A 22,721-nucleotide genomic window follows, 5' to 3' on the forward strand; every position below is an offset into this window, starting at 1 on the left:
AGGCCTCCACGGCGTCCGGAATCGCGCGCGTTCGATTCCGGCGCCGCGTCGTTATTCCGTGCACCGCCGAGCCATCCAGGTGCGGCCCCCGAGCCCCAGGAGGGACACAGGTGACTGTGACTGCCGCCTCGACTGCGAACGCTGAGCCGCCGCCCCCTGCGCCACCTGCGGAGATCCGCTACAGCGGTGAATACGCCGTCAACCCGCTCGGCGACGCGTCCTTCCTGCACATGTGCGCCCGCCTGCCGTCCGTACTGCGCCGCATCTGCCGCATGGCGTGGCAGCTCGACCGCACGGCCGTTCTCCTCCTCGCCGCCTGCCAACTGGTCACAGGGGCCACCGCCGCCGTGGGCCTGGCGGCGGTGGCCCGCGCCATGGAACCGATCCTTGGCGCCGGAGCTGTGACCGACCGGCTTCATCAGGCGCTCCCCGCGCTGCTCGTCGTGGCCGGCGCGGCGGCAGTCGGGCGGCTTTCCAGCGCGCTCGCCTCGTACGCGGGTCGCAGGCTCACCCCGCCGCTGACGACCTGTGCAGACACCTCGCTGGTCGAGGCAGTGTGCCGAGTCGAAGCCGCGGCCTACGCCCAAAACGGGTTCGCCGACCGGCAGGAAGCCGCTGAAATGGGCGTGGTGCGCACGAACGTGATGGTGAACGACGCGCAGCGATTCATGGCCGCTCTGATCAGGATGGTGGCCGCGAGCGGAGTCTTGTCCGTGCTGCACTGGGCGATGCTGCCGCTGCTCCTCCTCGCGGTCCTGCCGGCCGGAGCCGGCGCGGTTCTCACCGCGCGCGTCGACTACGAGATGCACTACGCGAACGTGTCGGACCGCAACGTGCGCCACATGATGCGCTGGTGGGCCACCACGCCGAAACACGGTGACGAAGTCCGCGCCAACGGCATGACCGGTTATCTGCTGTTCTGGTACCGGTCGCTGTCCGAGCGCATCGACCGCCGTCTGCTGGACGCCGCCCCACGGACCTTGCGCATCACCCTGCTGTCCTCGGCGGCCGGCGGCTTCTTCCTGCTTCTGGCCTGGGCCGCCCTCGCCTGGTTGGCCATCACCGGGCGCATCGACCTCGCCATTGCCGCGACCGCGGTCGTCGCCGTTCAGACCACGCTGGCAGCGCTCTCCCAGGTCGTCATCAACGGGGCGGCCCTGTTCCACACCAGCCTCTACCTGACCGACATGCAGACGTTCCTCGACGACGCCGCGGGGCGGGCACCGCAGCGCGGAGAGCTGGCAGCTCCCGCGACCCTGGAGGAAATCCGGATCGACGACGTGGTCTGTCAGTACCCCGGCAAGGACCGCCCGGCCGTCGACGGCGTATCCCTCTCGCTGCGCCGTGGCGAGATCCTGGCCATCGTCGGCGAAAACGGCAGCGGCAAGTCCACCCTCCTGCGCTTGATCACCGGCATCTACCTCGCGGACAAGGGCCGCGTTCTGTGGAACGGCGCAGACCTCGCCACCCTGGACCAGGACAGCGTCTGGGCCCGTACCGGGCTCGTGCCACAGCTCTTCGCTCAGTGGCCCCTGCGCGTCCGCGAGAACGTCACCCTCGGGCAGCCCCGCACCCACGACGACCTGCCTGTTTGGGAGGCGATCGACGCCGTGGGCATGCGAGAGGCGGTCGAGTCGCTGCCCGACGGCGTCGAGACACTCCTTGCCCGGGAAGTCTTCGGGGGCGCCGAACTCTCTGGCGGTCAGTGGCAGCGCCTGGCCTGCTCGCGCGCCATCTACAGGCGCCCTGAACTGCTCATCCTGGACGAACCCACCTCCCAAATGGACGCCCGAGGCGAACACCAGATCTTCGAGAGGATCAAACGCGGCGCCGCTGACCGCATCACGATCGTGGTCACGCACCAGTTGGAAAACACCCGCCTCGCCGACCGCATCCTCGTCATGGACAAGGGCCGGGTCATCGAACACGGCCAGTACGAGGACCTGGTCACCTCCGGCGGCGTGTTCGCCGAACTCGTCGCCCTGGCCAAGGACCGGTGACCCCAATGGACTCCCCCTCATGGCCCCCGCTTCTCGTGGTCGACGTCGAAGCCGATGGGGCCAATCCACCGGACCTGGCGGAGGTCGCCGCGTTGCCCGTGCCCGGTGGACGCCCGGAAACGTACGCAGCGGGCGCATGGTTGAGCCGACCGCGCAGGCCCGCGCACCCTGACCTCCCGTGGCTACCACTTCGTCACGGTCAGCCACCTGCGCGCGACCCTCTGAGCCGCGGGGGCCCACCCTCCGGTCGGCCAACACGACAGCAGAACTCGTCCTCGCCCTGCCGGCCGACGGAGAAGAGCCACACCTCGGCGATCTGCTCGCCCTGACCGCCGAGACCCGGCAGGCGCTGTACGGGAGCTCCACTCGGCCGCCGCACGGTGGATGAACCATCCGGGAAACGCCGGCCAAACCCGGCTGACGGGGCACGCCTGGGAGCCGGTCCCGGTTCCCGAGCGCATCGGCAAGGCGGTGCACGAGTACGTCACTCCGGCCGGACTGGCGTACGCCGCCTTCGACTTCGCCGAGGACTGGGACGGCATCTGGTGGTTCCTGGAGTGCAACCAGGGCGGCCAGTTCGGCTTCGTCGAGCTGGAGACCGGGCAGCCGATCGCGGCGGAGGCCGCCCAGTGGCCGGCACAGCACAGGGCGGACCGCCGTACGTCCGACGGCCGGAGGTGACTCAGGTAGCGGAGTCACTCATGAGGCGGTCGGTGACATGGCGCAGGAATCCCGCCGCGGTGCCGCCGTCGCACACCCGGTGGTCGAAGGTGAGCGAGAGCGTGAGGACCTTGCGCACCTCCACGCGGCCGTTCAGCGCCCAGGGGCGGTCGGTGATGCGGCCCACGCCGAGCATCGCGGACTGGGGGTGGTTGAGGATCGGTGTGGCGCCGTCGACGTCGAGGGGGCCGTAGTTGTTCAGGGTGAACGTGCCGCCCGTCCGGTGGCCCAGAGGGAGGGCGTCCCCGCGGGCCAGCTCGGTCAGGCGCCCCAGCTCGGCCGCGAGCTCGTCGAGGCCGAGGCGGTGCGCGTCCCGGACCACGGGAACGACCAGACCGCGGGCGGTCTGCGCGGCGAAGCCGAGGTGCACCTCGGGCAGGCGCACGATCTCCCCGCGGTCCGTGTCGACGCGGGAGTTGAGGTCGGGGAAAGCGGCGAGCCCCGCCAGACACGCCCGCGCGAGCAGCGGCAGCAGGCCGGTGCCGAGAGTGGTGCGGGCGGCGAGGAGGCCGGTGGCGTCGGCGTCCGCCCAGATCGTCACGGCGGGGGTGTCGCGGTGACTGCGGAGGTACTTCTCGGCGGTGGCGTCGAAGGTGCGGGTTACCGAATCTGGCTGGCGGGGCGCTGCGGACACTCGCGAGGACGCCCCTGAGGACGCCGGTGAAGGCGCCTGTGCGGCCCGCCGCGCCCCGGTCGTCCCGTAGCCGGTGAGTACGGCCCCGGAACCGGGTTCCTCCGACGCGCTGTCCGCCACCGTCAGCAGCGGCGCCCCCACCCGCACGACCTCGCCCGCCCGGCAGTGCAGGCCCGTCACCGTCCCGGCGTACGGACTCGGCAGCGTCACCACCGACTTGGCGGTCTCCACCTCGGCCACGACCTGGTCCTGCTCGACCGTGTCACCGACCGCGACCGTCCACTCCAGTACCTCGGCGTCCGCCAACCCCTCGCCCAGATCGGGCAGATGAAAGGTCCGTCCGGTGGAGTCGGCCGAAGGGCGGGCGACTTGACGGAACCCCCGCTCGGGGCCGCCCGGCACCAGCCGGCGCAGCGCCTCCAGCACCCGCCCGGCGCCCGGCAGATGCGCACTCTCCAACAGCGGCGGCGGATACGGGATGTCGAACCCCGTGACCCGCAGCACCGGTGCGACCAGCGCGTCGAAGCACCGCTCCTGCACCCGGGCCGCGATCTCGGCACCGACCCCGGCGAAGCCCTGCGCCTCGTGCACGACCAGACAGCGGCCGGTGCGGCGGACCGACGCGGTGAGTGTTCGGTCGTCCAGCGGGACGAGGCTGCGCAGGTCCAGCACCTCCACGTCCAGGCCCTCGGCCGCGGCCTCCCGGGCCGCCTCCAGGGCGACGGCGACGGACGGGCCGTATGCCACCACCGTCGCGTCGCTTCCGGGCCGGCGTATCGCGGCGGTGCCGAACGGCTCGGTACGGGCCGGGAGTTGGAGCTCCTGCTTGGTCCAGTAGTGGCGCTTCGGCTCCAGGAAGATCACCGGGTCCGGGTCGTCTATCGCCTCGCGCAGCAGGGAGTAGGCGTCCGCGGCCGTCGCCGGTGTCACCACCTTCAGGCCCGCCGTGTGCGCGTAGTACGCCTCGCTGGAGTCGCTGTGGTGCTCCACGCCGCCGATGCCGCCGCCGTACGGAACGCGGACGACCAGGGGCAGCGGGAGCACGCCCCGGGTGCGGTTGCGCGTCTTGGCCATGTGGGAGGCGATCTGCTCGAACGCCGGGTAGGCGAACGCGTCGAACTGCATCTCCACCACCGGCCGGAACCCGGCCATCGCCATGCCGACCGCGAGCCCCGCGATGCCGGCCTCGCTGACCGGGGTGTCGAAGCAGCGCCGGTCGCCGAACTCGTCGGTGAGCCCGGCGGTGACCCGGAACACGCCGCCGAGGCGGCCGACGTCCTCACCGAAGACCACGACGCGTTCGTCCGCGCCGAGCGCGTCCCGCAGGGCGGCGTTGAGGGCCTGTGCCATCGCCACGCTCGTCGTCATGTCAGTTTCCCTCCAACTCGGCTCGCAGCGCGGCGCGTTGCTCGGTCAGATGCGGGGGCGGCGAAGCGAAGACGTGGTCGAACAGGGCCAGGGGGTCGAGCTCGGGATCCCCGGCGAGCCGTGCGCGCACATCGGCGGCGTAGGCCTCGGCCTCGGCGGTCGCGGCGTCGGCGTCCTCGGGGGTCAGTACGCCGCGCTCGCGCAGGGCGGACTCCAGACGGGTGATCGGGTCGCGCCGGCGCCAGTGCTCGGCCTCCTCGGCCGGGCGGTAGCGGGACGGGTCGTCGGCGCTGGTGTGCGGGCCCAGGCGGTAGGTGTGCGCCTCGACCAGCCAGGGTCCGCCGCCCGCCCGCGCGTCCTCGACCGCCGTACTCAGCACGGCGAGGACGGCCGCGGCGTCGTTGCCGTCCACGTGTTCCGCGCGGACGCCGTAGCCGATGCCCTTGTAGGCCAGGCCCGGTGCCGCGCACTGGTCGGACAGTGGGACGGAGATGGCGTACCGGTTGTTCTGCACGAAGAAGACCACGGGCGCGCGCAGCACACCCGCCAGGTTGAGGGCCTCGTGGAAGTCGCCCTCGCTGGTGGCGCCGTCGCCGACGAGGGCGAGGGCGACGGTGTCCGTGCCCTTGAGCCGCTCGGCGTGGGCCAGTCCGGTGGCGTGCGCGGCGTGGGTGGCGAGCGGGGTGCACTGCGGCGCGGTGCGGTGGTGCAGCGGGTCGTAGCCGCAGTGTGCGTCGCCGCGCAGCAGCGTCAGCGCCTCGACGGGGTCGATCCCGCGGCTGATCAGCGCGACGCAGTCCCGGTAGGTGGGGAACAGCCAGTCCGTGTCGCGCAGCGCCAGCGCGGCGCCGACCTGGCAGGCCTCCTGGCCGAGGCTGGAGGGGTGGACCGCCAGCCTGCCCTGCCGGGCGAGCGCGGTCGCCTGCTCGTCGAAGCGGCGTCCCAGGACCATCTTCCGGTACGCCGTCAGCAGCTCTTCGGACGAGGGTTCGGCGTACTTCCGGTTCTCCGCCACTTCGGCACTGTCGGATTTCCGCTCTTTGCCATTCGATGACAGAAAGGAAAGCGGAACATGGGAAGGGAGCCAAGCGGCGACCTCTGCCCCTGTTTCCGCGGTCGCATGCCCTGGCGTACCACCCATGTTCTCGCCACCCTTTCTTCACAGTTGGATCTCCTCGGATGATCTCCGCCGCCGATGGTTTCTCAACCACCGCGCAGAAAGCGTCAGATGAAGCGGAGCTGAACGCTCCGAATGGCTCTTACCTGGCTCTTATTTGGAATCTTGGTCAATGATCACGTGTCAACGAGACGTTGGAGACTGGTAATTCGCCCGTTGCCTTCCATTCCTGATGGACCGGATCCAATGGATCTGCGAAACGCCGCACTTCGGAAGGCGAACGACCATGTCCCGAGTACGCCCGGGAACACGCCACTACACGCTTGTCTGTTCCTCATGCGGAACCCGTCATGAGGACGACGGTCTGCTGCTCGACTGCTCCCATCGGCACGAACCGGCATTCCTGCGCACCGAGTACGACCCGGACGTCGTGCCGGGCGGCGAGAGCGCCGGGCTGTTTCGGCACGCCTCGCTGCTGCCGGTCGTGCGCACCTTCCCCGACATCGCCGCTCCGGTGGTCTACCCCGCCGAACGCCTCGGGCGCCGTCTCGGCCTCGACCGGCTGTGGGTCGCCTTCAACGGCCACTGGCCGGAACGCGGGGCGCGGCTGCCGACTTGTACGTTCAAGGACTTGGAGGCGTACACGGTCCTTGGCCGGCTGCCCGTCGATCCGCCCGTCCTGGTGATCCCGTCGGCGGGCAACACCGCCGCCGCGTTCGCCTGGGCCGCCACCGAGAACCGGGTGCCCTGTCTGCTCGTCGTGCCTGCCCCCGCCCTGGAACGGATGCGGTTCCCCGCCCCGCTCGACCCCTGCGTCCGGCTCGTCGTCCTCGACGGCACCGCCACCTACAGCGACGCCATCGCCTGCGCCGACCTCCTCGCCCGGCTGCCCGGCCACCATGCCGAGGGCGGCTCGCGCAACGTCGGCCGCCGCGACGGCCTCGGCACCGTCATGCTGGCCGCCGCCGAGGCGCTGGGGCGGCTGCCTCAGACGTACGTACAGGCCGTCGGCAGCGGCACCGGGGCCATTGGTGTCCATGAGACGGCGGGCCGGATCCGCGTGGCTGGCGAGCGGCTGCCGCGCCTGCTGATGTGCCAGAACGCGCCCTTCGCGCCCCTGTACGAGGCGTGGCGCGCCACCGGCCAGGCTCCGGCCCACCGCGAGCACGAGCCGCTGGCCCGTGAGCTGACCAACCGGCGCCCGCCGTTCACCGTGCGCGGCGGAGTGCGGGACGTGCTCTCCGAGAGCGGCGGCGACGTCCTGCGCACGGACAACGAGAGCGCGCTCGCCGCCCTGGCCCTCTTCGAGGAGGTCGAGGGCATCGACATCGAGCCGGGCGCGGGCGTCGCCCTGGCCTCCCTGGCCGACGCCGTGCGGGCCGGGCAGGTCGGCCGGGACGAACTGGTGCTCCTCAACATCACCGGCGGCGGCCGGGCCCGCCAGGCCCACGACCTGCCCCTCATACCCGCCGAGCCGTGGCTGCGCGTGCCGTGGCCCGGCCTCGACCAGGGCCCGCGCATCGTCGCCGAGCAGGTGGAACGCGAGCTGACGGGCGCCGCCAACGTTGTCACGGAGGGCCGATGACCGACGCACTGGACCTGTCCGCCGCCCAGCGCTCGATGTGGTTCGGCGAGCGGCTCGACCCCGCCGGACCCGCCTACAACGTGGGCGAGTACACCGAGATCCACGGGCCCGTCGACCCCGGAGCGCTGCACGAGGCGATACGGCAGGTCGTCGCCGCCACCGAGACCCTGCGCGTCCGCTTCGAGGCCGACGACGACACCGTCCGCCAGATCGTCGAGGCGGACCCGGACTGGGACCTGCCGCTCGTCGACCTCACCGCCGAGCCCGACGCCCGTGCCGCCGCCGAGGCGTGGATGGCCGCCGACTTCGCCACGCCGTTCGACCTCGACCGGGCCCCGCTGTTCCGGTACGCGCTGCTGAAGCTCGCCGACGCCCACTGGATCTGGTACCAGCGCTACCACCACATCGCCGTCGACGGCTACAGCTGCTCCCTCATCGCCCGCCGGGTCGCCGACGCCTACACCGCCCTCGACGCGGGCACGCCCCACACTCCGCCGGCGGCACCCCTCGCCCCGCTGGTCGCCGAGGACGCCGCCTACCGCGCCGGGGACCGGCAGCCCGCGGACCGGGAGCACTGGACGCGCGCCCTCGCCGACCGGCCCGACCCGGTCGGCCTGTCCTCGCGGCCGCCGCAGGTGGCCGACCGTTTCCTGCGTCGTGTCGGTCATCTCCCCGAAGACGCGGGCGACTTGGTGCACGCCGCCGCCGAGCGGGCCGGAACCCGCTGGTCCCGCGTCCTGCTCGCGGCGACCGCCGCCTACCTGCACCGGCTCACCGGCGCCCGCGACATCGTCCTCGGTCTCGCCGTCACCGCCCGCGCGAGCGACACCGAGCTCGCCACCCCGGGCATGGCGTCCAACGTGCTCCCGCTGCGGCTGTCGGTCCGCCCCGACACCTCCGCCCACACCCTCGTACGCCAGGCGGCGGCCGCCACCCGTGAACTGCTCGCCCACCAGCGCTACCGGGCCGAGGACCTGCGCCGCGACACAGGCTGGCCGTCCGCCGGGCGCCGCTTCTTCGGACCCGTCGTCAACATCATGGCGTTCGGGCCGGAGCTGCGGTTCGCCGACTGTCCGACGACCCGGCACAACCTCTCCACGGGGCCCGTCGAGGACCTCGCCGTCAACGTCTACGACCGCGCCGACGGCGACGGCATCAGGATCGACCTGGACGCGAGCTCCGCTCACTACACGGACTCCGAACTCACCGCGCACCACCGGCGGTTCACCCGCTTCGTGGAAGAGTTCGCCGCCGCCGCGGTAGGCCCCGGCACGCCCGTCGGGCGGGTCGGGACGACGCTGCCCGAAGAGCGGACACAGCTGCACGGCCGTACCGCACGGGACGACGAGTCGACCGTGCCCGCCGCGTTCGCGGCCCGCGTGGCGGCCGATCCGCACGCCGCGGCGCTCGCCCACGGCGACCGCGTCCTGACGTACGCCGAACTCGACGTCCGCGCCAACCGGCTCGCCCACCGCCTGCTGCGCCTCGGGCTCCGCCCGGAGGACCGGGTCGCGGTCCTGATGCGCCGGTCCGACAACCTTGTCATCGCGCTGCTGGCCGTCCTCAAGGCGGGCGGCGCCTACGCCGGCCTGGACCCGCGCGCGCCGCAACGGCGGCTGCGGCAGATCCTCGCCGGGACCGGCGCGCGGATCCTGCTGACGGACGGGCCGGCGGACGCGTACGACGACATGCGTCTCGTCACCGCCGACGATCCGACCCTCGCCGGTGAACCGGACACCGACCCCGACGCGCCCGTCCACCCCGGTCAACTGGCCTACGTCAGCTTCACCTCGGGTTCCACCGGCGCCCCCAAGGGCGTCGCCGTCACCCATCGCGACGTCATCGCGCTCGCCGCCGACTCGGTGTTCGACGGCGGTGCGCACGAGCGGGTGCTGGTCCACTCGCCGACCGCGTTCGACGCCTCCACGTACGAGATGTGGGTGCCGCTGCTGAACGGCGGCACCGCGGTGGTCGCGGGACCGGACGAGGACGTGGACGCCGCCACCGTCCACCGCCTGACGCGGCGTCACGACCTGACGGCACTGTTCATGACGACGGCACTGTTCCGGCTCGCGGCGGAGGAGGACCCTGCGTGCTTCGCCGGGCTGCGCCAGCTGTGGACCGGTGGGGAGGCGGTGCCGGCGGACGCCGTGCGCCGGGTCCGCGCCGCCTGCCCGGGCTTGACGGTCCACAACGTCTACGGCCCCACCGAGACCACCACCTTCGCCACCTGCCGCCCCTGCCCGGACGGCACCCCGGTGCCGGACCCGCTGCCCATCGGCCGCCCCTTCGACGGCATGCGCGCCCACGTGCTCGACGGTGCCCTGCGGCCCACTCCGCCGGGCACGGTGGGCGAGCTGTACCTGGCCGGCCCCGGCGTCGTACGCGGGTACCTCGGCCGCCCGGCCACGACCGCCGAGCGATTCGTCGCCGACCCCTACGGCCCGCCCGGCGCCCGTATGTACCGCACCGGCGACCGCGTCCGGCTCACGCCCGACGGCGAGCTGGAGTTCCACGGCCGTGCCGACGGTCAGGTCAAGCTGCGCGGCTTCCGGGTCGAACCCGGCGAGATCGAGGCCGTCCTCACCACCCACCCGGATGTCGCCCAGGCCATCGCCGTCGTCCGCGAGGACCGGCCCGGTGACCGGCGGCTCGTCGTGTACGCCGTCCCGTCCGACGGCGCCGTCGCCGACCCTGACGCCTTGCGCGAGCACCTCGCCGCACGTCTGCCCGACTCCATGGTGCCGTCCGTCGTGGTCCCGCTGGACCGGCTGCCGCTGACCGCCAACGGGAAGCTGGACAGGCGCGCGCTGCCCGCCCCCGCCGAGGTCGCCTCCGTCCGCTCCGAGGGCGCCGGGCGCACCCCGCGGGAGGAGGTCCTGTGCGCCCTGATCGCGGACGCCCTCGGCCTGAGCGACGTCGGCCCGCAGGACAACTTCTTCGACCTCGGCGGCCACTCACTGCTCGCCCTGCGGCTCGTCGGGCGGATCCGCACCGCGCTGGGCGCGGAGCTGACCCTGCGGGACGTGTTCGGGTCGCCCACCGCGGCAGGGCTGGCCCGGCTGGTCGACACGGGTACCGAGGCACCGCCCAGGCCGCGACCGACGCGGCGCGCGGACTCGGGCGCCGCCCCGCTGTCCTCGGCCCAGCGACGGCTGTGGTTCCTGCACCGGCTGGAGGGGCCCTCGGCCGCGTACAACATCCCCTACGCGATCCGGCTGATCGGCGGCCCGCTCGACTCCGACGCCTTGCGCACCGCCCTCGCCGACCTCGCGCAACGGCACTCGATCCTGCGTACCGTCTACCCGGACGCCGAGGGACTGCCGCGTCAGCGGACTCGTGAGAGCGTACGGCCCGAGCTGCGGGTCGAGCAGGTCGCGGAGGCCGAACTGGACGACCGGCTCACCGAGTTGGCGGCTCGGGGCTTCGACCTCGCCGAGGACATCCCCTTCCGCGCCCACCTCCTCGTCCTCGGCCCCGAGGACCACGTCCTGCTGCTCCTGCTGCACCACATCGCGGCCGACGGCTGGTCCCTCGACCCCCTCGCCCGCGACCTGGCCACCGCCTACCGTGCCCGCCAGGCCGCAACGGCACCCGACTGGGCCCCGCCGCCCCTTCAGTACGCCGACTACGGCGCCTGGCAGCAGGAACACCTCGGCCAGGACGAGGAACGTCAACTCACCTACTGGCGCTCGGCCCTCGCCGGCCTCCCGGACGAACTCCCGCTCCCCGCCGACCGGCCACGCCCGGCCCGCGCCACCCACCGGGGCGGCGACATCCCCGTCCGGCTGGACACGGACCTGCACCGGCGCCTGCGCCGACTCGCCACCGAGAGCGGGACTACCGTGTTCATGGTCGTCCAGGCCGGACTCGCCGCCCTGCTCACCCGGCTGGGCGCGGGCACCGACATCCCGCTCGGCACCCCGGTCGCGGGCCGGGCCGACGAGAGCCTCGACGACCTGGTCGGCTGCTTCCTCAACAACCTGGTCCTGCGTACCGACACCTCCGGCGACCCGACCTTCCGGGACCTGCTGGTCCGCGTCCGCGAAACGGACCTGGCCGCCTACGCCCACCAGGACCTGCCGTTCGAGCATCTCGTCGAGGCCCTCAACCCGCCCCGCTCCCTCGCCCGGCATCCGCTCTTCCAGGTGATGCTCGCCTTCCGCCCCACGTCCGGTCCCCGCCCGGACCTGCCCGGCCTGAGCGCCCGGCCCCTGCACGTGGAGACCGGCGCCACCAAGATCGACCTCACCTTCAATCTGGGCGAGCAGCGCGCGGCCGACGGCTCCCCGGACGGCATCGAGGGCGTCCTGCAGTACAGCGCCGACCTCTTCGACCGCGACACGGCAGAGGCACTCGCCGCCCGGCTGGAGCGGCTGCTGCGGGCCGCGGTGAACGATCCCGACCGGGTGATCGGTGCCCTCGACATCCTCGCGGACGGCGAACGGCACCGCCTGCTGGCCGAGTTCAACGACACGGCGCACGACGTGCCGGACACCACCTTCCCCCGCATGGTCGAGGAGCGTGTCGCCGAGCACCCGGACGCCGTCGCGGTGTCGGACGCCCTGTCCTGCCTGACGTACGCGGAACTCGACGCCCGCGCCGGGGCATTGGCGCGCGCCCTGACCTCGAACGGCGCCGGACCGGGCCGCATCGTCGGCTTCGCGCTGCCCCGGACGGTGGACCTCGCGGTCGCCGTGCTGGCCGTCCTCAAGGCCGGCGCCGCCTATCTGCCGCTCGACCCCGACCACCCGGCGGAGCGCACCGCGTTCCTGCTCGCCGACGCGGCCCCCGTGTGCGTGATCGCCACGGAGCCGCTCGCCGCCGACTGTCCGGTCGTGCACCCCGGGGCGGAGGGCCACCCGGACGTCCCGCTCGCCGCGGCCCGCCCCGCCGACCCCGCGTACCTGATCTACACCTCCGGCACCACCGGCCGCCCCAAGGGCGTCGTCGTCGAGCACCGCAACCTCACCACCTACGTGGCCCGGTGCGCCGAGGCGTATCCCAGCCTGCGCGGCGCCTCGCTGCTGCACGCCACCATGTCCTTCGACGCCACGGTGACGACACTGCACGGGGCGCTCGCCGCCGGCGGCCGTGTCCACATCGCCGCCTTCCACGAGGCCGGTGCAGCGCCCCTGCCCGACGGCTACACCTTCCTCAAGGCCACCCCCAGCCACCTCCCACTGCTCCCCGCGCTCCCGCACGACCTGTCACCCGCCGAGGAGTTCATGCTGGGCGGCGAGGCCCTGGTCGGCGAGGCCCTGCGGGCCTGGCGTGAGCATCACCCGGACGTCCGGCTGATCAACCACTACGGCCCGACCGAACTCACCGTCGGCTGCACCGACCACCGCATCGACCCCGGCGACGACCTCCCCACCGGCCCGGTGCCCGTCGGCCGCCCCATGTGGAACACCCGGGCCTATGTGGTGGACACCCGCCTGAACCCCGTACCGGTCGGCGTCGAGGGCGAGTTGTATGTGGCCGGCGACCATGTGGCGCGCGGCTACTGGAAGCGGCCGGGGCTGACCGGCGAGCGGTTCGTCGCCGACCCGTTCGGGGCGCCCGGGGAGCGTATGTACCGCACCGGTGACCTGGCCGTGTGGCGTGCCGACGGGACGCTGGAACTGCGCGGGCGGGCCGACGGCCAGCTCAAGATCCGGGGTCTGCGGATCGAGCCGGGCGAGGTCGAGGGTGTGCTCACCGCCCATCCCGCCGTCGTCCAGGCAGCGGTGGTGGTGCGCGAGGACCAGGCGGGCGTACGGCGCCTGGTCGGCTACGTGGTCGGGGCCGCAGAAGCCGACCTCCCGGCCGTCAGCGCCCACTGCGCCCGGCAGCTGCCCTCCCACATGGTGCCCGAGGCGCTCGTGACGCTGGACGCCCTGCCGATGACCGGCAACGGCAAGCTGGACCGCGCGGCACTGCCCGAGCCCGCCCGGGAGCCGGCCGCTACGGGCAGAGCGCCCGGCACACCTGAGGAGCGCGCTCTGCGGTCGCTGTTCGCGGAGGTCCTCGGCGTGGCCGAGGTAGGGGTGGACGACGGCTTCTTCGACCTCGGCGGCGACAGCATCACCTCGATCCACCTGGTGAGCCGCGCGCTCGCCGCGGGACTGAACCTGAGCCCGCGCGATGTGTTCGAGCAGCGGACCGTGGCCGCGCTCGCCACGCTGGCGGCCGGCCGGCCGGCTCCCGAGGGCCCTTCCGCGGCGGAGGAACCGGCGATCGGTGAGCTGCCGCTCACCCCGGCCCTGCACCGGCTGCGCGAACGCGGCGGCCCGATCGGCGCGTTCAGCCAGTCCGTCCTGCTCGTCACACCCGCCGACGCCGAAGAGAAGCGCCTCGCGGCCGCACTCCAGGCCCTCGTGGACCGCCACGACGTCCTGCGGATGCGGCTGAGCACCGACGGCTGGACGGCCGAGATCCCGCCACCGGGAAGCGTCGACGCGGGGGCGCTGCTGGAGCGGGTGGACCTGTCCGACGCGGCGCCCCGGCCTCAGCTCGACCCGGAGCGAGGCAGGTTGCTGCACGCCGTGTGGTTCGACGGCGGGACCGGCCGTCCCGGACGCCTCCTGCTGACGGTCCATCATCTCGCCGTGGACGGCGTCTCGTGGAACATCCTGTGCACCGACCTGGCCGCCGCCTGGCGCGAGGAGGAGCTGTCCGCGCCGGGCACCTCCTTCCGGCACTGGGCCCTGCTGCTGGAGCGGGCGGCGCGGGAGCGGTCGGCCGAACTCGACGTGTGGCAGCGGAGGTTGGAGCAGCCTGCCCCGCTCCTCGGCACCCGACGCCCCGACCCTGAGCGGGACCTGGTCGGCGCCATGCGCCACCTCACCCGGGAACTCCCGGCCGAGGTCACCGACGGACTGCTCAGCACCGTCCCGGCCGCCTTCCACGCGAGCGCCGAGGACGTACTGCTCGCTGCCCTGGCCACCGCCTTCGCACGGCGACTGGGGCACCGGGCGATGTTGATCGACATCGAGCGGCACGGCCGGGAGGAGATCGCCGACGGAGTCGACCTGTCGCGCACGGTCGGCTGGTTCACCAGCGTCGTGCCCGCCCGGCTCGACCTCACCGGTGTCGACCTCGGCGACCGGACGGACCTCCTCAAGAGCGTCAAGGAGCAGCTGAGGTCCGTGCCCGACCACGGCGTCGGCCACGGCCTGCTCCGGTACCTCAACCCCGAGACCGGTCCGGCCCTCGCCGCCCTCCCGGTCCCGGAGGTCGGTTTCAACTACCTGGGCCGCAGCGCCCGTCCGGCGGACACCGACTTCTCGCCGGCACCGGAGCCGCTGCGGAACCTGGGCGCGGCCCACGACCCCGCCACGCCCGTCGCGCACGGCCTGGAGGTCACCGCGGTGACCACGGCCGACGGCCGGCTCGACACCACCTGGTCCTGGGCGCCCGGCATCTGGTCCGAGGACGACGTCCGCGCCCTGGCCGACCTGTGGTGCGAGGAGCTGACCGCCCAGGCCGCCGGGACACCGGCGGGCGGACACACGCCGTCCGACCTGCCCCTGGTGTCCCTGTCCCAAGCAGAGATCGACGAACTCGAAGCCGAGTTCGGAACGAGTGGAGGTAACACACGGTGACACGGTCCGGAATCGCCGACATCCTGCCCCTGTCGCCGTTGCAGGAAGGGCTGCTCTTCCATGCCCTCTACGACGACGAGCAGTCGCCCGACGTCTACGCCACCCAGCAGGTGCTGGAGCTGACCGGCGCCGTCGACGCCGCCGCCGTACGCGCCGCCGGTCAGGCCCTGCTCGACCGCCACCCCAATCTGCGCGCCTGCTTCCGCCGACGCGACGCCGGACAGCCCGTGCAGATCGTGCCGGCGGACGTCGAACTTCCCTGGGCGCAGGCCGACCTGTCCGACCTCGGCGACGCCGAGCGGGACAAGGAGTGGGAGCGACTGCTCGACGAGGAGCGCACCCGTCGCTTCGACCTCGCGAAGCCCCCGCTGATCAGGTACCTGCTCGTCCGCCGGTCGGCCGACCGCCACCTGCTGGTGATCACCAACCACCACATCCTGCTCGACGGCTGGTCGAAGCAGTTGCTGGTCCGGGAGTTCGCCGCCCTGTACGCGGGCGAGCACCCGACCGCCCTGCCGCACGCGCCGGCGTACCGGGACTACCTCGCCTGGCTGAACCGGCAGGACCGCCCCGCCGCTCGGACGGCCTGGCAGGACGCCCTGACCGGCGTGAGCGAGCCCACCCTGCTAGTGCCCCGGCAGGCAACGTTTGCCGGGGCACTGGCGTCCGCGGCGGCCGGCGGCAGCAAGGCCGTCATCCCGGACGAACTCGTCGTCGAGCTGCCCGAAGAGGCATCCAGGGCGGCCCAGGCCACGGCCCGCTCACTCGGCATCACCCTCAACACCTTCGTCCAGGCCGCCTGGGGGGTGCTGCTCGGTCGGCTGACCGGCCGCACCGACGTCGTGTTCGGCCAGACCGTCACGGTCCGCCCACCGGACCTGCCGAACGTCGCCTCGCTGGTCGGTTTCTGCATCAACACCGTGCCCACGCGGGTGCGTTGGGACGACCGCGGCACCGTCGCCGACCTGCTCACCGGCCTCCAGGAGCGGCAGACCCTCCTGCTGCCGCACCAGCACCTGGGCCTGGCCGACATCCAGCGGGCGGCCGCCGTCCCCGAACTGTTCGACACCCTGCTCGCCTTCGAGAGCTACCCGGGCTCCAACGCCGCCGCGTCGCAGGTGACCCAGCTCACCGGCCGCGACGCCACCCACTACCCCCTCACCCTTTCCGTCCTGCCCGCCCAGCGCCTGGCACTGCGCCTGAGCTACCGGCCGGACCTGTACGACGAGACCGGCGCCCGTACGCTGCTGGACCGCTTGGCGGTCGTGCTGGAGGCCCTGGCCTCGGACCCGTCCCGTCGGGTGAGCGCGGTCGACGTGCTGTTGCCGGCGGAGCGGGAGCGGTTGCTGTCGCTGTCGCGGGGCGAGGTGTCGCAAGCGGCGGCCTCGACCCTGCACGGGCTGGTGGAGACGCAGGCGGCGCGTACTCCGCAGGCGTGTGCGGTGGCCTGTGCGGGCGTGGAGGTGTCGTACGGCGAACTGGTGCTGCGTGCCGAGAACTTGGCGCGGGCTCTGGTCGAGCGCGGTGCCGGGCCGGAGCGGGTCGTCGCGGTGGCCGTGCCTCGGTCGGTGGACACGGTGGTGGCGCTGTTGGCCGTACTCAAGGCCGGGGCGGCGTATCTGCCGGTGGATCCGGCGTACCCGGCGGAGCGGATCGCCTTCCTGCTGGCCGACGCGAAGCCCGTGTGCGTGATCACCCGGGTCGGCGTGGAGCTGCCCGAGGCCGGGGTGCCGGTGGTGGACGTGGACGTGGCGGGCGGCCGGGCGGAGCTCCCCGCTGCGTGCGACCCGCAGGGCGCCGCCTATGTGATCTACACATCCGGGTCGACGGGCCGCCCGAAGGGCGTCGTCGTCGGGCACGCGAGTGCGGTGAACCTGGTGCGCTGGGCGGTGGCGGAGTTCGGCGCCGAGGCCCTCGCGCGGACGGTGTGCTCGACGTCGTTCACCTTCGACGTGTCGGTGTTCGAGCTGTTCGCGCCGCTGGCCTGCGGAGGCCGGGTCGAACTGGTACGGGACGCGCTGGCGTTGGCCGAGCGGCCACAGGCCGGTCTCGTGAGCGGGGTCCCCTCGGCGCTGGCGACGGTCGTGTCGGCCGGGCGCCTGCCGGAAGGCGTGGGCACGGTCGTGCTGGCCGGCGAGGCCCTGCCGGCCTCGCTGGTGCGGGAGGTGTTCGAGGCGGCGCCCGAGGCGCGCCTGATGAACGCGTACGGGCCGACGGAGGCCACCGTGTACGCGGCGACCTGGTCGACCCGCGAGGCGGTCACGGGCGTCCCGCCGATCGGACGGCCGGTCGCCAACACGCGTACGTATGTGCTCGACGCGGGCCTGCGACTCCTGCCCCCGGGCGTGGCGGGCGAGCTGTACCTCGCCGGGGACGGTCTGGCGCGCGGCTACCTCGACCGTCCCGGGCTGACCGCCGGACGATTCGTGGCCGACGTCCACGGCGCCCCGGGCGAGCGCATGTACCGCACCGGTGACCTGGTGCGCTGGTCGGCCGACGGCGATCTGGAGTACCTCGGCCGGTCCGACGACCAGGTCAAGGTCCGCGGCTTCCGCATCGAACCCGGCGAGATCGAAGCCGTGCTGACCCGGCACGCGGACGTGACACAGGCCGTGGTCGCGGTGCGGGACGGGCGCCTGGTGGCCTACGTCGTCCCGAACGGCGCCGCCGACCCGGCCGCCCTGCGCCGCCATGTCGGCGCCACCCTGCCCGAGTACATGGTGCCCTCGGCCGTCGTCGTCCTGGACGCCCTGCCGCTGACGGCGAACGGCAAGCTCGACCGCACGGCCCTGCCCGCGCCCGAGACCCCGGGCGATACCGGCAAGCGGGCCCCGCGCACCCCGCGGGAGGAGATCCTGCGCGACCTGTTCGCCGGCGTGCTCGGCCTTCGGCCGCACCAGGTCGGCGTCGACGACGGCTTCTTCGACCTCGGCGGCGACTCGCTGCTCGTCATGCGGCTCGTCGACCGGATCCGGACGGCGTTCGGCACCGCCCTGCCCGTCCGCGCCGTCTTCGACGCGCCGACACCCGCCGAGCTGGCCGTCCGGCTCGATGCCGACGAGGACGTGCGGCGGCCCGAACTCGCCGTGCGCGAGCGGGACTCGGCGCCGATTCCGCTGTCGTACGCCCAGCAGCGTCTGTGGTTCATGAGCCGCATCGACGGCGGGAACACCGGCTACACCGTGCCGTGGGCCCTGCGTCTGACCGGGCCGGTCGACCATCCGGCGCTGGAGGCGGCCCTGGCCGACGTCGTGACCCGGCACGAACCGCTGCGCACACTCCACCCGGACTTCCAGGGCACCCCGTACCAGCGCATCCTCGACCCGGAGGCGGGACGCCCGAGCCTGTCCGTCGTGGCGACCACCGAGGCCGAACTGCACCCGCTGCTGACCGCCGCCGCCGCCCACCGCTTCGACCTGTCCACGGAAACTCCCCTGCGGGCCATCCTGTACACAATCGACGCGGATGTGCACGTTCTGCTGCTGCTCGCCCATCACATCGTCCTCGACGGCTGGTCACTGGCGCCGCTGATGCGCGACCTGAGCACGGCCTACGCCGCCCGTACGGCCGGGGAGAGCCCGGCCTGGGCACCCCTGCCCGTGCGGTACAGCGACTTCGCGCACTGGCAGCGTGACCTGCTCGGTGACGCGGCCACCACCGGCAGTCTGATGAGTCGTCAGATCGCCTTCTGGCGTGACGCGCTGGCCGGGGCGCCGGAGGAACTGCCACTCCCGGCCGACCACCCGAGGCCCGCGGCACCCAGCGGCCTCGGTGGCCGTGCCGACCTCCACGTCGACACGCAGTTGCACGCCGCGCTCGCCGACCTCGCCACGTCCTGCCGGGTCACCCCCTTCATGGTGCTCCAGGCCGCGCTCGCCGCGCTGCTGACCCGGCTCGGCTCGGGCACCGACGTCCCCATCGGCACCCCGGTCGCCGGCCGCCCCGACGGCAGGCTGGAGGACCTGGTCGGCTTCTTCGTCAACAGCCTGACCCTGCGCACCGACACCTCCGGCAACCCGACCTTCCGTGAACTGCTGGGCCGCGTACGCGACTTCGACCTGGCCGCCTACGCCCACCAGGACGTTCCCTTCGATCTCCTCGTGGACGCCGTCAGCCCGGAGCGCACCCTGTCCCGGCACCCGCTGTTCCAGGTCATGCTGGCCTTCACGGGCCATACGTCCGACGTCGGCCTGTCCCTGCCCGGTCTGGGCGTCGAGCGCGAGCTCGTCGAGACGGGGGCGGCCCGCTTCGATCTCTCCCTCTACCTGAGCGAGCACCGCCACGGCGACGGCACCCCGGCGGGCATCGACGGGGTCGTCGAGTACAGCACCGACCTGTTCGAGCCCGCCACCGCCGAGCGGCTCAGCCGGCAGCTCGTCCGCTTCCTGGCCGCTGTCGTCCAGGAGCCCGGCCTGCGGGTCGAGGACGTGGACCTCCTCGGCGACGAGGAGTACCGGCAGCTCGACGAGTGGAACGCCGCCGCGGCGGACGGGACGGTCCGCCCGATGTCGCTGGCCGAACTCTTCCGCGAGCAGGCGGGACGTACCCCGCAGGCCCCGGCGCTGGAGTCAGGGGCAGGCGTATCCACCTACTCCCAACTCCTCGCGCGTGCCGAACGGTTGGCGCGGGTGCTCGCCGGGCGCGGCGTCGGCCCCGGGGACGTCGTGGCCGTGCGGCTGCCGCGCTCGGCCGACCGGATCGTCGCCGTGCTGGCGGTGGCGCTGGCCGGGGCGGCCTTCCTGCCCGTGGACCCCGCGCTGCCTCGCGAACGCATCGACCTGATGCTGGCCGACGCCCGCCCGGCCCACGTGCTCACGGACGTGGACCTGGACGGCGAGCCGGGCGAACTGCCCGCCGCGTACCACCCGGGCTCGGCCGCCTACGTGATCTACACCTCTGGCTCGACCGGTGTCCCCAAGGGCGTGGTCGTCGAGAACCGGGGACTGGCCGCCCTCGCGGCGACCCAGATCGAGCGGTTCGAACTCGGCCCCCAGGCCCGGGTGTTGCAGTTCTCCTCGCCCGGCTTCGACGCCTCGGTGATGGAACTGCTGATGGCGTTCGCCGCGGGCGCGACCCTCGTCGTGCCGCCGGAGGGACCGCTGGTCGGCGAGATGCTTCACCAGGTTCTGACGGACGGGCGGATCACCCACGCCCTCATCCCGCCCGCCGCCCTCGCCACGCTCGCGACGCTCGCCACTGCCGAACTGCCCGGTCTGCGCACCCTGGTGGTGGGCGGCGAGGCCTGCTCCGGCGCGCTCGTGGCCCGTTGGGCGCCGGGCCGCCGTATGGCCAACGCCTACGGTCCGACCGAGTCGACGGTGTGCGCCACCATCAGCGTGCCCCTGAGCGGCGACCGGGCTCCGGCCATCGGGCGACCGGTCACGGGCACCCGGGCGCACGTCCTGGACGAGCGGTTGCGAGCGGTTCCGCCCGGTGTGGTGGGCGAGTTGTACGTCGCCGGTGACTCAGTGGCGCGCGGGTACCTGGACCGTCCCGGGCTGAGTGCCGGACGGTTCGTGGCGGACCCGTTCGGCGGGAGCGGTGAGCGGATGTACCGCACGGGGGACCTCGTCCGCTGGTCGGCGGACGGTGAGCTGGAGTACGCCGGACGGGCGGACGACCAGGTCAAGATCCGCGGCTTCCGCATCGAGCCGGGCGAGATCGAAGCCGTGCTGTCCCGGCACCCCGCGGTCGACCAGGCGGCCGTCGTCGTCCGCGAGGACGAGCCGGGTGAGAAGCGGCTCGTCGGCTACGTCGTCGGCCGGGCCGCCGAGCCGGAGGAACTGCGCCGCCACGCGGCCGCGTCGCTGCCGGACTACATGGTCCCGTCGGCCGTGGTCGTCCTGGACCGCATCCCGCTGACTCCGAACGGCAAGGTGGACCGCAAGGCGCTGCCCACACCCGACGCCGGCTCCGCGCCGACGGCGACCGGGCGAGCGCCCGAGACCCCCGCCGAGAAGGTACTCGCGGGTCTGTACAAGGAGTTGCTGAAGCTTCCGGACGTCGGTCTCGACCAGGGCTTCTTCGACCTCGGCGGGGACAGCATCACCTCGATCCGGCTGGTCAGCCGGGCTCGCGAGGCAGGTGTGGTGATCGGTCCGCGCGATGTGTTCGAACACCCGACGGTGGCCGCTCTGGCGGCTGCCGCCCGGGGGCCGGTCGGCGCGGCGGGGGCGCGGGGTGCGGGTGACGCCGCCCCTGACGACGGTGTCGGTTCGATACCGCTCACTCCGGTGATGCGGTGGTTGCTGGAGCGCGGTGGCCCGATCGGGAGGCTCAGCCAGTCCGTCCTGGTCACCGTCCCGGCCGGCGCCGAACTGCCGCGCGTGGCCGAGGCGTTGCAGGCTCTCCTCGATCACCACGCCATGCTGCGTTCCCGGCTCACCTCCGACCGGCGGCTCGACGTCAGCCCGGTCGGTCGAGTCCGGGCCGGCGACCTGCTCGACCGCCGTGACATCTCCGGCACCGACGACGTCCACGCCGCCGTGGCCGAGGAGTTCGACCGCGCGGTGGCCTCGCTCGATCCGACGACCGGCGCGATGGTGCGCGCCGTGTGGTTCGACGCCGGGCCGGATCGAGCCGGGCGCCTGCTGCTGACCGTGCATCACCTTGCCGTGGACGGGGTGTCCTGGCGGATCCTCGTCCCCGACCTGCGGGCCGCGTGGGAAGCGGTCGCAGCAGGCCGCAAGCCTGAACTGCCGCCCGTCGGCACGTCGTTCCGCCGGTGGTCGGCCCTGCTCGGCGAGGAGGCACGCCGGCCCGCCCGGGTTGCCGAGGCCGCACTGTGGCGCCGTACGGCAGCGGCCCCGCGTACCCCGCTGGGCGCCCGGCCGCTCGACCCCGACCGGGACACCGCGGCCACCGCGCGCACGCTGCGCCTCACCCTGCCGGCCGACGTGACCGGGCCCCTGCTCACCGCCGTACCGGCCGCGTTCCAGGCCGGTGCGCAGGAAGTGCTGCTCAGCGGGCTCGCGCTCGCCGTCGCCGAGCGGCAGGGCGGCGGGCATGTCCTGGTCGACGTGGAGGGGCACGGGCGTGAGGAGATCGCGGACGGGATCGACCTGTCCCGCACGGTCGGCTGGTTCACCTCGCTCTACCCGGTCCACTTCGACCTGAACGGCGTGGACGTGCGCGACGCGCTGGCCGTCGGGCCCGCCGCCGACACCGCCGTCCGGCACGTTCGCGACCGGCTGCGGGAACTGCCCGACCACGGCATCGGACACGGTCTGCTGCGGTACCTCAACCCGGACACGGCGACCGCGCTGGCCAAGCCGTCCGTCCCGCTGATCGGCTTCAACTACCTGGGCCGGTTCGCGGCCCCGAGCGGCGCGGACGACACGACGCCGTGGGCCTTCGCCCCCGAGTCCTCCGCCCTCGGCAACGGCACCGACCAGGAGCTGCCCGCCGCGCACGCCCTCGACCTCAACGCCGTCGTCCACGACTCCGACGACGGCCCCCGCCTGGTGGCCGACTGGACGTGGCCCGAAGGTGTCCTGAAGGAGCCGGACGTCCGTGCCCTGGCCGAGTCCTGGTTCGCGGCCCTGACCGCACTCACCGCTCGTGCGGCGCGGTCCGCCGAGGCGGAGTACGCGGACCTGTCGCTGGGTTCGCTGAGCCAGGACGAGCTCGACGAACTCGAAGCGGACCTCGATCTCGACTAGCGGCGGCCGGCAGGCCCGGCAGCGAGCACCGAGCACCGAGCACCGAGCAC

The 22,721-nt window shown here is 73.3% G+C and carries 6 protein-coding genes and 1 pseudogene; 5 read left to right on the top strand and 2 right to left on the bottom strand.

Features of this window, described 5'->3' with window-relative positions; genetic code table 11:
• Nucleotides 1–110: 110 nt before the first annotated feature.
• The gene (locus AQJ67_RS32700) at nucleotides 111–2,000 is read left to right on the top strand and encodes an ATP-binding cassette domain-containing protein (RefSeq protein WP_062722960.1); all 1,890 of its coding nucleotides are present in this window, start codon (nucleotides 111–113) and stop codon (nucleotides 1,998–2,000) included.
• A gap of 375 nt (nucleotides 2,001–2,375) precedes the next feature.
• A pseudogene (locus tag AQJ67_RS32705) lies at nucleotides 2,376–2,681 on the top strand (ATP-grasp ribosomal peptide maturase); the annotation flags it as partial.
• A gap of 1 nt (nucleotide 2,682) precedes the next feature.
• Here the strand turns inward: AQJ67_RS32705 and AQJ67_RS50490 are convergent.
• Both AQJ67_RS50490 and pdhA read right to left on the bottom strand, forming a co-directional pair.
• The gene (locus AQJ67_RS50490) at nucleotides 2,683–4,722 is read right to left on the bottom strand and encodes a 2-oxo acid dehydrogenase subunit E2 (protein ID WP_062722962.1); all 2,040 of its coding nucleotides are present in this window, start codon (nucleotides 4,720–4,722) and stop codon (nucleotides 2,683–2,685) included.
• A 1-nt stretch (nucleotide 4,723) separates the two neighbouring features.
• A complete protein-coding gene (gene pdhA / locus AQJ67_RS32715) occupies nucleotides 4,724–5,737 on the bottom strand; it encodes a pyruvate dehydrogenase (acetyl-transferring) E1 component subunit alpha (protein WP_244190643.1) in 1,014 nt (337 codons plus the stop codon).
• Nucleotides 5,738–6,125: 388 nt separating this feature from the next.
• Between pdhA and AQJ67_RS32720 the strand changes: the two genes are divergently transcribed.
• Genes AQJ67_RS32720 through AQJ67_RS32730 form a run of 3 tightly spaced genes read left to right on the top strand, consistent with a single transcriptional unit; the run spans nucleotide 6,126 to nucleotide 22,671 of the window.
• Nucleotides 6,126–7,424, top strand: coding sequence for a cysteate synthase (locus AQJ67_RS32720; protein WP_062722964.1), 1,299 nt, complete (start codon nucleotides 6,126–6,128; stop codon nucleotides 7,422–7,424).
• Nucleotides 7,421–15,010, top strand: a complete 7,590-nt coding sequence (locus tag AQJ67_RS32725; RefSeq protein WP_062722965.1) for a non-ribosomal peptide synthetase — start codon at nucleotides 7,421–7,423, stop codon at nucleotides 15,008–15,010. The genes AQJ67_RS32720 and AQJ67_RS32725 overlap by 4 nt, the downstream gene beginning before the upstream one ends.
• Nucleotides 15,007–22,671: a non-ribosomal peptide synthetase gene (locus tag AQJ67_RS32730; RefSeq protein WP_062722966.1), complete on the top strand. Its 7,665-nt coding sequence runs from the start codon at nucleotides 15,007–15,009 to the stop codon at nucleotides 22,669–22,671. The genes AQJ67_RS32725 and AQJ67_RS32730 overlap by 4 nt, the downstream gene beginning before the upstream one ends.
• Nucleotides 22,672–22,721 lie beyond the last annotated feature (50 nt).

The sequence above is a fragment of the Streptomyces caeruleatus genome (assembly GCF_001514235.1).
GTDB lineage: Bacteria > Actinomycetota > Actinomycetes > Streptomycetales > Streptomycetaceae > Streptomyces > Streptomyces caeruleatus.